We start from the raw sequence: 12,517 nt of genomic DNA, 5'->3' as shown, positions 1-12,517 counted from the left end.
CCTCTTCTAAATAATTGCTCAATAACTGTATCTTATCAGCAATGAAACAGCTTTTACTGTCCATGACACTGACGGCTACTGCCGTGTGGCCTGCCATGGCGCAAGACCCTTTTGAAGCTCTTTCTGTACCTTCGGAGAATCCGACGACGGCGACGCAGAAACTCGTATTCGTGCCCGACTCGCTGAAACCATACGATTTCAATGACGACAATGCCCGATGGTGCTGGCGGCACAGCGCACAAACACAAAATGTAGTTTACTTTTGGGAGAAGCCGTTCGGCGACGACACCTCCAATCCCCCTTTGCTCGACGGCCAGCCCATGAAGTTCGATATTGGCAACCTACAGAACAGGGTGGAGCGTTTCTACCGGTTCTTCCGTGATACTTTGAAGTTTGCTTTGCCGGGCAGCCTTTGCGAGAAATACAAGATGATGGTGATGGTAAACTATTCACTGGAGGGAACAGCCTATGGCGGAACGTTTGACAACTTCATCGGTGCCTTGTGGGTGACCCCCAACCGCATCCAGGACAGGAAGCTCAATTGCCTGGCCCACGAGCTGGGACACAGCTTCCAGGCCCAGATTATGGCCGACCGTGCGGGTGAGGCATGGGGTGGGACCGGGTTCTTCGAGATGACGTCGCAGTGGATGTTATGGAGGGTTAATCCCGACTGGCTCACCGATGAGAACTACCATTTCGAGGCATTCAAAAAACTTACCCACAAGGGATTTCTGCATAGTGAGAACATCTATCATTCGCCATACGTCATAGAGTGGTGGGCCGAAAAGCATGGTTTGCCAAGCATTGCCCAGCTTTTTCGCGAGGGTAAGCTGGGCGAGGACCCCGTCATCACCTACAAACGCAAGTATGGCATGACACAGAAACAGTTTAACGACGAGATGTTCGACTGCTATCGCCATTTGGTAAACTTCGATTTCGACTATGCCCGCAGGGAGACAAGAGAGTATGCTTGCACATTCTCCACACCGATGCAGAAGCAGACGAATGGCTGTCTGCGCCCTGCCGAGGATTGCATTCCCGAGAATTATGGTTTCAACGCCATCCGGCTGGATGTACCGCAAAGCGGTAAGAAGGTCACGGTTGGTTTCCGTGCTTTGGTCCGGAGTAACAGCAAGGGCAAAGTGGAGCACTCCATCGGCTATCGCTATGGCTTGGTAGGAGTGACCGCAGACGACCGGTGCATTTATGGACAGGTGGGAGAGGCTGTCAAAGGAGAAGTTACTTTTGCCGCCCCCCGGAACCAGTCGCTGAAAGTCCTCTATCTGGTTGTCATGGGAGCGCCAACCAACCATTCCCAAGATCCCTCTTCCCGTCGATTCCCATACGAGGTGAAGATAAGGTAGGTAATATTTGACTATTAGTGCAAAAAGAGGCGATGCTACTGACTGCAAATAGCATTCGCCAAGAAAAAAGTGGAAGTATGAATTCAAAACTATTTATGATGTTCTTAGGAACGGCGTGTTGTGCTTTCCTGGCCATAACACCATTGTTTGCACATGGCAAGGCTAAATCTGCAAAGGATAAACGCCACCTGAATGTGGGCCATACATTCGTTCCCGACTATTCGAGGCCTCGTTCCATAGCCGAGGTTAGTCCCATGGTCGTGGACTGCCCTGTGGGAACGTCGCCGGTGCTCCCTTTCAGGGTGTGGGTTGTCTATTCAGACGGTGCCGCGGAGTACCGGCAGGCAAGATGGAGCAACTCGTCGCTGGCCGAAGAAAAGGGCGAGACAGACCATGCCAAGCATCCCGAGGGAAGCCGTTATGAGGTGAACGGATACATCATAGGCGATGCAACCACCGACAAAGGCTATCCCATCAAGGCGCAAGTCAGGGTTGTCGCCACTGCCGTCGCCGCTCCCGGGCAGGAGATGGCCCATGCTTTCTCTCTTGCCGACGTGACGCTGGACGGCGACAACCGGCTCACCCACAACCGCGATGAGGCCTTGCGCGAGATTTGTTCTTGGGACGTGAGCCAGCAACTCTATAATTATCGCGACACATACGGGCTTAGCACCGACGGTTATACCCGAAGCGACGGTTGGGATTCTCCCGACACAAAACTCAAGGGACACGGCTCCGGCCATTACATGTCGGCCATAGCCCAGGCTTATGCCGTGACGAAAGACCCGCGGCAGAAGGCCATTCTCCGCAAGAACATCACGCGGATGGTGAACGAACTGCGTGCTTGCCAAGAGAAAACGTTCGTGTTCGACAAAGCCTTGAACCGCTATTGGGAGGCCCGTGACTTCGCACCCGAGGAGGAATTGCGGGGCCTGAAAGGCACTTGGGACGCATTCGACCAATACAAGAAGCATCCCGAAAAGTACGGCTATGGCTATATCAATGCTATTCCCGCCCAGCACTGTGCACTCATCGAGATGTATCGTGCCTATAACAACAGCGATTGGGTTTGGGCGCCCTATTACAGCGTGCACAAGCAGCTGGCCGGTCTCATCGACATTGCCACCTATTTCGACGACAAGGCCATTTGCGACAAGGCGCTCTTGACGGCCAAGGACATGGGCCTGTGGGTGTGGAACCGCATGCACTATCGCACCTACGTCAAGGAAGATGGCACCGAAGCCGAGCGTCGCAGCAAGCCGGGCAACCGCTACGAGATGTGGGACATGTACATTGCAGGCGAGGTTGGCGGCATGAGCGAGTCGCTGGCCCGCCTGTCCGAGATGGTTTCCGACCCGGGAGAAAAGGCCAAGCTCATTGAGGCGGCCGGTTGTTTCGACGCCCCCAAGTTCTACAACCCTTTGTGCAAGAACGTGGACGACATCCGAACGCGCCATGCCAACCAGCACATTCCCATGATTGTGGGGGCGTTGCGCAGTTACAAGACCAACAAGAATCCGTTCTACTACCATCTTTCGCAGAACTTCTGGCATCTGGTGCAGGGCAGATACATGTATGCCACGGGCGGTGTGGGCAACGGCGAAATGTTCCGACAGCCCTATACGCAAATACTGAGCATGGCAACCAACGGCATGCAGGAGGGCGGGCGACAGGCCAATCCCGACATCAACGAGACTTGCTGCACCTATAATCTCCTGAAACTCACGAGCGACTTGAACTGCTACAACCCTGACGACGCCCGATACATGGACTATTATGAGCGTGGACTCTACAATCAGATTGTCGGTTCGCTCAACCCCGACAAGTATGAGACCTGCTACCAGTATGCCGTAGGGCTCAACGCCACCAAGCCCTTTGGCAACGAGACCCCGCAGAGCACCTGCTGCGGCGGAACCGGTTCGGAGAACCACACCAAGTATCAGGCAGCCGCCTATTTCGCCAACGACCACACGCTTTGGGTAGGCCTCTACATGCCGACCACCCTCCATTGGAAGGCAAAGGGCTTGACCATCAGGCAAGAGTGCGCGTGGCCGGCCCAGCACACAGCCATCAAAATTGCCGAGGGCAAGGGCGAGTTCACCCTCAAGCTGCGCGTGCCTTACTGGGCCACCGGCGGTTTTGAGGTCAAGGTGAACGGCAAGAAGGTGAAACAGCTTTTCAGGCCAAGCAGTTATGTGGCTTTGGAGAAGACCAGATGGAAAGCGGGCGATGTCGTGGAGATAGACATGCCTTTCACCAAGCATATCGAGTATGGGGCCGACAAATTGACCAGCGAAGTGGCAAGCATGGACGGCACTCCGCTGCGAACCGCCTGGGTCGGAACGTTGATGTATGGGCCGCTGGCGATGACGGGAACGGGCTCTGCTATCTGGAAAGAGGCCACGCTTGACGTGGACAGTTATCTGAAAACGGTTGAGGAGGGCAAGGGAAACGGCGTGAAGACAGGGGCGGACGCCAACCTGTTGACGCTCTCCTTGAACGGAAAAGTCTTCCAGCCCGACTACTATCGTAACGTCAACTCCACCCATTACTACCGCATTCATTTCACCGACATGGAAGCCACGGCAGCCGACAAGAATGCCGTGGCCGACCTTTCGGAACTGAAATCGCTTGTGGACATGGCCAGGCAGCGCAAGGCTGACCAGGAGAAATGGAATGCGATGGCGACGAAACCGGAGCACGCCCCTTGGGCGCCGCATGGCTATGAGCGGATGGTCAAGGCCATGCTGCAGGCGCAGGAGGTGCTGGCCAAGGATAAAAAAGACATCACGCAGGACGAGTTGGAGGGAACAGCTTCCATGCTCAACAAGGCCATCAACACCATGCGCCCGGGCAATCTGGCCGAGATGGAGGACCTTCGGCCGCTCTCGGCCCTCCTCTCCCGCGCGGGCCGGTCCGACGGGAACAGCAGCAAAGAACTTCGTGAGGCGGTGGATTATGGCAGAATGGTGATGAAATACGTGACCGACGGAAGCGGCACACATGACTTCATCAAGGAAGCCATCCAGAGATTGAAAAAGGCTACGGGACAGTAAAAAGCCCGTTCCAGACCTGCAAAGACCTGCAAAGGAGACTGTGTTGCAACAAGGACACGGTCTCCTTGAAGCGTCCAACGAGCCACCAAAAGCATGCGACGATTGTCCAAAACGGCGATAGGAGACGAAATTTTCACCGTTTTAGACGAATTTTTCCTGCGTTTTACCCGTTTTTTGCGTAAGTTTGCAAAGGCATGGCATACGCCTGTACGGAGGCTCAAGCCATGCCAACGTCCGAAACTTCAACACCAATACCATACGATGAAAAAGAATCTTATCATGACCGTCGCCGTGGCCACGCTGGCCATGGCGGTGCAAGCCGGGAAGCCGAAGGCGGCCCCGGGCTATCCCATCACGCCGGTGCCGTTCACCTCGGTCAAGCTGTGGAACAACACGTTCTGGGGCCAACGCCTGGAGACGTCGCGGCGCGTCACCATCCCCCTGGCCTTCAGCAAGTGCGAGACAGAGGGCCGCTACAAGAATTTTGAGCGGGCCGTGCACCCCAGCGACAGCTACGACGTGAACAAGCTGATGCCTCTCAGCTTCGACGACACCGACCCCTACAAGACCATCGAGGGGGCCAGCTACATCCTGCAGACCTATCCCGACGCCCGGCTGAAGCACTACATCGACAGCGTGCTCGACATCATCGGGGCGGCCCAGGAGCCCGACGGCTACCTCTACACCGCCCGCACGCAGAACCCCAAGCACCCACACGGCTGGGCGGGAGCCACGCGATGGAGCAAGGAAGAGGACTTGAGCCACGAGCTTTACAACCTGGGACACATGGTCGAGGGAGCCGTGGCCCACTGGCAAGCCACCGGAAGCCGCAAGTTTCTGGACATTGCCACGCGCTATGCCGACTGCGTGGTGCGCGAGGTGGGCCCCCGTGCCGGACAGGCCTGCGTGGTTCCGGGCCACCAGATTGCCGAGATGGCCCTGTGCCGGCTCTACCTGGCCACGGGCAACCGCAAGTATCTGGACGAGGCCAAGTTCTTCCTCGACTACCGTGGAAAGACAGAAATCAAGAACGATTACTCCCAGAGCCGCCTGCCCGTGCTCCAGCAGGACGAGGCTGTGGGCCATGCCGTGCGGGCCACTTACATGTATGCCGGCATGGCCGACGTGGCCGCCCTCACGGGCGACACGGCCTATATCCACGCCATAGACCGCATCTGGGACAACATCGTGGGCCGCAAGCTCTACATCACAGGCGGCATCGGGGCCACCAGCAACGGCGAGGCTTTCGGCAAGAACTACGAACTGCCCAACATGAGCGCCTACAACGAGACCTGCGCCGCCATTGGCAACGTCTACGTCAACTACCGGCTCTTCCTGCTTCACGGCGAAAGCAAGTACTACGACGTGCTGGAACGCACGCTCTACAACGGGCTCATCGACGGCGTGTCGATGGACGGCGGCGGCTTCTTCTACCCCAATCCGCTGGAGAGCATGGGCCAGCACCAGCGTCAGGCATGGTTCGGCTGCGCCTGTTGTCCGAGCAATGTGTGCCGCTTCCTGCCGTCGCTTCCGGGCTATGTCTATGCCGTTCGCGACCGTAGCGTCTACGTAAACCTCTTCCTCAGCTGCTCCTCGCAGTTTGATGTGGCCGGCCGCCGGGTGTCGATCAGCCAGGACACGCGCTATCCCTGGGACGGCGACGTGGCCCTGAAAGTGGAGGGCAACAAGGCCGGCGTGTTCGACATGAAGATTCGTATTCCCGGTTGGGTGCGCAACAAGCCCGTGCCCTCCGACCTCTATGCCTACAGCGACGAGCTGCGTCCTACGTACAGCGTGACCGTGAACGGCCAGCCCGCGGCGGCCGAACTCACGCCCGACGGCTACTATACCATACGCCGCAACTGGCGCAAGGGCGACGTGGTGTGTGTGCATTTCGACATGCCGGTGCGCACCGTGAGGGCCAACAACAAGGTGGAGGCCGACCGCGGACAGGTGTGTGTGGAGCGCGGCCCCCTGGTCTACGCCGCCGAATGGCCCGACAATGCGTTCGATCTCATGAACGTGCTCGTGGGCCAGAAGCCCGTCTTCACCCAGGGCTCCATGCCCTACGACAGCTTCATCGCCGACAGTCTGAAAGGCCGCCTCACCCAGTATCGCGGCCTCGCCGTGCAGACACTCTCCACGCCCGCCCAGACGCTGGCCTACGACAAGGACGGCCGGCTGGCCACGCACGACGTGACGCTGAAGCTCATTCCCTACTTCGCCTGGGCCCATCGCGGCAACGGCAACATGAAGGTGTGGCTGCCGCAGGACGTGCGTGCCGCGCGCCCCGCCGTGCCGGTCACGCTGGCCTCACAGGCCGAGATAGCCTCGTCCACGCCCACCCGCAGCCTCTACAGCATTGCCGACGGACTGGTGCCCGCCGACGAGAACGACCGTAGCGTGCCCTATTTCCACTGGTGGCCCAAGCAGAACACCACGGAGTGGATAACCTACACGTTCCCCGAGCCCAAGACCGTGCAGACCAGCACCGTCTACTGGTACGACGACCAGCCGTGGGGCGGCTGCAAGGTGCCCGACAGCTGGACGCTGAACTATCAGGACGAGGCCGGCAACTGGCACCCCGTGACCCATGCCGACGCCTATCCCACGCAGCGCGGCGCGGCCTGCACCGTGCACTTCGACCCGGTGAAGACGCGTGCCATCAGGCTCGACGTGAAGCAGCCCGAGAAGCACTCGTCGGGCCTCTTCGAGTGGATGGTGAAATGACAACGACACAAAGGCCCCGCGATAAACGTATTATCGCGGGGCCTTTGCGCTGTAATCGCGCGGCGTTTGCGCCGTCGCCGCATCGCCGTTGCGGCGTTATCGCGGCCGCCTGGCGGCCTCCACGCGCTGCATCAGCTCGCGCTCCTGCTCGCGTGCCTTGGCCAGAAAGGCTTGGTATTCGGCCGATTCCGGGTGGAACGGCTGGTGGGCAAGGGCTTCGCGAATGGGTTTCCATGCCCGCAGAAACTCGTGGGTGGCCGGGGCGAAAAGCGTCTCGGCCATGCGTTCGTAGATATAGTCCACGGCCTGGGCCGAGGGATGCAGCATGTCGGGGGCGTAGAAACGGTAGTCGCGGAGCTCGTCGTTCACAATCTCGTAGGAGGGAAAGTAGTACAACGCCCCGTCGCGGCTCTCACCGCCGTCCCCGGGAGGGGCCGCCGCCGCCGAGACCACGCTGTCGGCGGCCAGCAGCAACGTGGCCTTGGAAAGCTGGCTGCCGTGGTAGCCGTACTTGCGATAGCGGATGGGACTCACCGTGAGCACGAAGCGCACAGCGGGGAAATGCCGGCGGATGAGGCCGATGCTGCGGCGCAGGCAGTCGGCGCACTCGGCGGTGCCGAGGCTGCGCTCCTCGAAGAGCCGCGGCGGCCGCTTGCGGCAGTTGTCCACAATCTCGCCCGTTTCCTTGAGCACGTACACGCGGTTGGTGCCGAGGGTAAAGACGGCCGTGCCCGGCTCGTCGGCACGGAAAGGCATGCCGCCCTCGGCGATGAGCCGCTCTACGGTGTGCAGGATGCTGGCCGGATTGTACATCACACCGTAGGGATTCACCACGGTGCGGAACTTTTCCTGCTCGAACCGCCGCCCCATGCTGTCGGCAAAGCACGACCCCACGAAGAGCATGCGCTCGCAGGGCATGATTTGCCACGGCGCGGCGGGAATGTCTACAATGGTTCTGAAATCCATGATGTTCTTCTTGAGCTTCAAGGGTGTTCAGCTTCTCGATACTTGCAGCCCGTGCCGGCTCAGGCTCATGTCCACGAATCGGGCGTTGGGTCGCAGGGAGTGCTCGTCAACGATGGCCTTGATGCGGGCGGCCGCCTCGGGGTCTTTGGCCATCATGTAGAGGTAGCCTCCGCCGCCCGCCCCGGGCAGTTTGTAGCCCAGGCACAGGTCGTCCACCAGCTGTGTGAGCCGTCGGCACTCGTCGGGGTTGGTGCCGCTGTCGAGCATTTGGTTCTGTTTCCAGGTCGTGCGAACCAGTCGCCCCACGGCCTCGAAGTCCTGCCGCTGGATGGATTCGTACATCTCCATCGTGTGTGCTTTCATCTCCCGCAGCAGCATGAGCTCGTCGTGCTGGTTGAGAAACATGCGCCGCACAATCTCGGAAAGGATGGTTTTGGCCGTGCGCCGTATGCCCGTGTAGTAGAGCAAATGGCAGGAACGGTACTCGGGTTGGGTGAAAAGCCCGTCGGGCAGCCACCTCACGGAGGGTGTCTGCTCGAATCCCGGCTGTGTCTGCAACAGTTTCACGCCGTGCAGCAGTCCGCCGAACTGGTCCTGCCAGCCGCCGCCTGTGGTGAGCATCTGCTCCAATTCGAGCGTGCGGCGGCCTATGGTCTGCTTGTCCCAGCCCAGTGCGCAGAAGTCGCTGAGGGCTCCGAGCACTGTGGCGGCCAGCACCGAGCTGGTGCCCAGACCGCTGCCCGCGGGGATGGCCGAGAGCAGCGTGAGCTCGATGCCCGAGCCAAAGGCCCGCAGATGGTCGCGCAGCGTGGCGTGTCCGGCCGGTTGCCGGCCGCGGCCGAAGCCGGCCAGCGTGAGCGCCGCCTTGGGAATGGAGAACGGACTGCCCACGCGGTCGCAGTCGGCCAGCTCTTCATAGGTGGTTACCGTCTCCGTGGCCCCGAGGTCGATGCTGCGCAGAATGATGTGGGGCTCGGCGCAGGGCTTCACGTAGGTCTGGATGGGCGGCTGGCCGTTGAGCTCTATGGCCAGGTTGATGACGCTCCCGCCCTCCATGAGGCAGTAGGGCGGGGTGTCGGTCCAGCCGCCGGCAATGTCGATGCGCACGGGGCTGCGGGCCCACACAATCTGGTCGGTGGCCACGCGGCGGCCGGCGGCCGGAGCCCCCGGCATGGCGGTGGCGCCCGTGGACAAGGCCGCCGCGGGCCCGTCGGCGGGTGTGGGCCCCGCCAGTCCCTCGCGCAGCAGGGCAAAGGCCCGCTCCTCCTGCGCGAGGCCGCCTTGGCCGTCGCTGCTGTTGAGGCGGGCCAGCTCGGAGCGGAACATGGCGTCGTGGATGCGGGTCATGAGCGGTGCACGGGCGTCGATGGCCGGCGGTTCGGCCATGTGGTGGCGGGCAAACTCGCGGGCGGCGTCAGCCAGGTCGAGCTGGTAGAAGATGCTGTGCTCGTAGTTCAGGGCCAGCCGCGGCCAGGCTTCGGCCCGCAGCCGCGTGCGCTGCGCCGTGAGCCGGCGCAGGTTGGCCCGGGCCGAGATTTGCTCGGCACTCACCTTGGGTGCCTGCTCGAAACGGGCACGGGCCTCGGCCGACCTGTCCTGGCCCAGCATGCAGGCCAGCAGCTGCCCGGCGGCCTCCACGCTTTCGGCCACGGGGAACAGGGGCTTCTGCTGCAGGTTGCCGTCAAAACGGTCGTCGTAGCGATAGGGGCGCACGGCCCAGTGGGCCTCGCCCATGGGCACAAGGTCTACGCATTGGCCCGGCTCCAGCGTGAGTGCCCAGTCGTTGCGGGGCACGCCGGTGACGATGTTCTCGCGCGAGAGCGTCCAGTCCGGGCCCACGTGGCTGTTCTCTATCCAGATGTTCACATTGCTTTCGGTGAGCCGGCACTCGGCGAGCGCGTTCTGCACGAAGATGGCGGGGTGGGGCTTTCGCGAGTGGTGCATGATGCGCCGCTGGTCGTTCACTAAGTTCTGGATGGCCAGTGTGGACGAGAGCAGCTCGTGGGAAGTGCCGAAATGGTAGAACTCGCCGCCGGGCAACGGTAGCACGGCCACCGACAATTGGGCTACGGCGGCGTCGTGCACGGTGGGCCGCGTGCCGAGACAGCAGCCGAAGGTGCCGTAGAGATCGTAGTCGGTTACCCGGTCGTGGGCCACGGCATGCTCCATGAGCACGCGCACGGCACGGTCGGAAAGCAGCCAGACACCGATGTCGGTGAGGTAGTAATGGTCCTTGAGCAGCTGGCCCAGCACGGTTGGCGTGGGCTTTTGCAGCATGCACTCCAGCTCCGAGGGCCGCTGCCGCGAGGAGACAAACACGCCGTGGTCCTTGGCAATCTCGGGGCCCAGCCACAGCCCGTAGCACACCACGTCGGCCTCGGGGATGGGCTGCAGGGGCTGTGTGGCGCGGATATAGACGTCGCCGCTCACCACCATGGTGTGCAGCCGGGCCGGTGCAGCCGCCATGATTCGCTCGTAGAGCGGCAGCTGCAATTGCAGCAAGTCTTGCGAAAGCCGCTGTCCGCGCTCCCAGCGGAACACGGGCAGGGGGGTGAGAATCTTGCCCGAGGGGGCATAGGCCGGCAGTCGGCGGCTCTGCCCGCCGGCGTGGATGAGGATGTGCTTTTCCTGTGGCAGCCGGTCGAGGACCCGTTGCAGGTCGCCCGGCCGCAGCCTGCCCTCGGCCGAAGGGCAGCCGGCCAGGGCCTTGAGTAGCAGCCAGGCGGTGCCGCCGCCGGAGCCCAATTTGCGGTCCACGGGGTCGTGGGCGCAGAACCATTCGGCCGGGTCACAGCCGGTGATGTCATGAAAACATTCTACGAGATTGGGGGGAAGCGAGAGCAGTTTCTTCATGCGTGGGGTCTCTAAGTGGTTTGCGGGCACGCCTTGGCGGCCGTGCCCTTGCCCGCAAAAATACAAAATAATTTTGGTGATAACGCCTTTTTGTTGTATTTTTGCGCCAAAACCATGGGCCTTTGACCCACGCGACGGGGCTGCCAGACGGCCCTGCCACGGCAGAATCGACCTGACACCTATTCAACAAACATGAAGACAGCATCGCGTCCGGACGGACTTTTCAAGAAAGACGGCACCAGCTTTCTGCTGGCGTTCCTCATGATTACCCTGTGTTTTGCCCTGTGGGGCTTTGCCAACGACGTGACCAACCCGCTGGTTTCCTCGTTTGGAAAAATCTTCCAAATCAGCAAATTCGAGAGCAGTTTCGTGCAGGTGGCTTTCTATCTGGGCTATTTCTGCATGGCTTTTCCGGCGGCCATGTTCATCCAGCGCTATTCGTTCAAGGCCGGTGTGATGCTGGGCCTGGCCCTCTATGCCGTGGGCGCGCTGGCCTTTGTCCCGGCCAAGGCCTCGGGACTGTTCCTGGCTTTCCTGCCCGCCTACTTCGTGATGACCTGCGGCCTCTCGTTTCTTGAGACCAGTTGCAACCCTTATGTCTACTGTATGGGCTCGGCCGACACGGCCACCCGACGGCTCAACTTTGCGCAGGCATTCAATCCCGTGGGAGCCATTTCGGGCGCATTCGTCGCCCTAACCTACGTGTCGGCGGGGCTCAACCCGGCCGACAGTGCGCTGCGCGCCCGGCTCAAGGCTGGCGAACCGGCGGCGTTCGAGGCCATCAAAGCCCACGACCTCGACATCCTGGTGCAGCCTTATCTCTACATCGGTATCGTGATTCTGGCACTGTTGGCCGCCATTGCCCTCACGCGCATGCCCAAAACCGGCGACACCGGCGAGCGGCGCAGCCTGTGGGCAGCCGTGGGACGGCTGGCAAGGCTGCCCAATTACCGCCGCGGCGTGGTGGCCCAGTTCTTCTATGTAGGGGCGCAAACGGTGTGTTGGGCCTACATCATGTACTATGGCAACCACGTGTTCTGCGACTTGGAAGGCATGGCCGAGCCTGCGGCCCACCAGCTCACCACCTATTATTACCTGGGCGCGCTGGCACTGTTTGCCGTGGGCCGGTTTGTGTGCACCTACTTCCTCAAGTTCGTCAACCCCGGCACGCTGCTCGCTCTGCTGGCTGCTACCGCCCTGCTGTTGCTGGTGGGCGTGGTCTTTGCAGACGGTAGAGTGGGGCTGTGGTGCCTGGTGTCGGTGTCGGGTTGCATGAGTTTGATGTTCCCCACTATCTATGGCATCGCCCTGACGGGCATCCGCGACGACGTGAAATTTGCCGGTGCCGGCCTGGTGATGAGCATTTTGGGCGGTAGCGTCATCCCGCCCGTTCAGGCTGCCATCATGGATGTAGAGGGGCGGGTGCTGGGGCTGCCCGCCATGAATTTTTCGTTTGTGGTTCCTATGATTTGCTTTATGGTCATTGCCGCTTACGGCATGCGGAGCCGCAAGCTGGCCGTGTAGCGGGCTGGCGCAGGGCGCGGCGGG

6 protein-coding genes are annotated in these 12,517 nt (G+C 60.9%); 4 read left to right on the top strand and 2 right to left on the bottom strand.

Going from position 1 to position 12,517, the window contains the following annotated elements:
* Positions 1-41 precede the first annotated feature (41 nt).
* The 3 genes from L888_RS0104480 (at position 42) to L888_RS0104470 (ending at position 7,150) form a co-directional block, all read left to right on the top strand.
* Complete coding sequence (locus tag L888_RS0104480; protein ID WP_027952011.1) at positions 42-1,364, top strand: DUF6055 domain-containing protein; 1,323 nt, start codon at positions 42-44, stop codon at positions 1,362-1,364.
* Positions 1,365-1,441: 77 nt separating this feature from the next.
* Entirely contained in the window at positions 1,442-4,420 is a 2,979-nt protein-coding gene (locus L888_RS0104475; RefSeq protein ID WP_245594819.1) for a beta-L-arabinofuranosidase domain-containing protein, read from the top strand.
* Positions 4,421-4,681: 261 nt separating this feature from the next.
* Positions 4,682-7,150 (top strand): glycoside hydrolase family 127 protein, encoded by a 2,469-nt coding sequence (locus L888_RS0104470; protein WP_027952009.1) that lies wholly within the window; start codon positions 4,682-4,684, stop codon positions 7,148-7,150.
* A 96-nt stretch (positions 7,151-7,246) separates the two neighbouring features.
* Here L888_RS0104470 and L888_RS0104465 read toward each other — a convergent pair whose 3' ends face one another.
* A complete protein-coding gene (locus L888_RS0104465) occupies positions 7,247-8,116 on the bottom strand; it encodes a GSCFA domain-containing protein (RefSeq protein ID WP_015310581.1) in 870 nt (289 codons plus the stop codon).
* 27 nt (positions 8,117-8,143) lie between these two features.
* Positions 8,144-10,969, bottom strand: a complete 2,826-nt coding sequence (locus L888_RS0104460) for a bifunctional fucokinase/fucose-1-phosphate guanylyltransferase (protein ID WP_027952008.1) — start codon at positions 10,967-10,969, stop codon at positions 8,144-8,146.
* 192 nt (positions 10,970-11,161) lie between these two features.
* Here L888_RS0104460 and fucP point away from each other — a divergent pair, with 192 nt between their 5' ends.
* Positions 11,162-12,493 (top strand): L-fucose:H+ symporter permease, encoded by a 1,332-nt coding sequence (fucP, locus tag L888_RS0104455; protein ID WP_027952007.1) that lies wholly within the window; start codon positions 11,162-11,164, stop codon positions 12,491-12,493.
* The last annotated feature ends 24 nt before the right edge of the window (positions 12,494-12,517 follow it).

It is taken from the genome of Hallella seregens ATCC 51272 (assembly GCF_000518545.1).
GTDB lineage: Bacteria > Bacteroidota > Bacteroidia > Bacteroidales > Bacteroidaceae > Prevotella > Prevotella seregens.
Note: the sequence above shows the minus strand (reverse complement) of the source record. Positions and strands in the feature narration are given on the sequence as shown.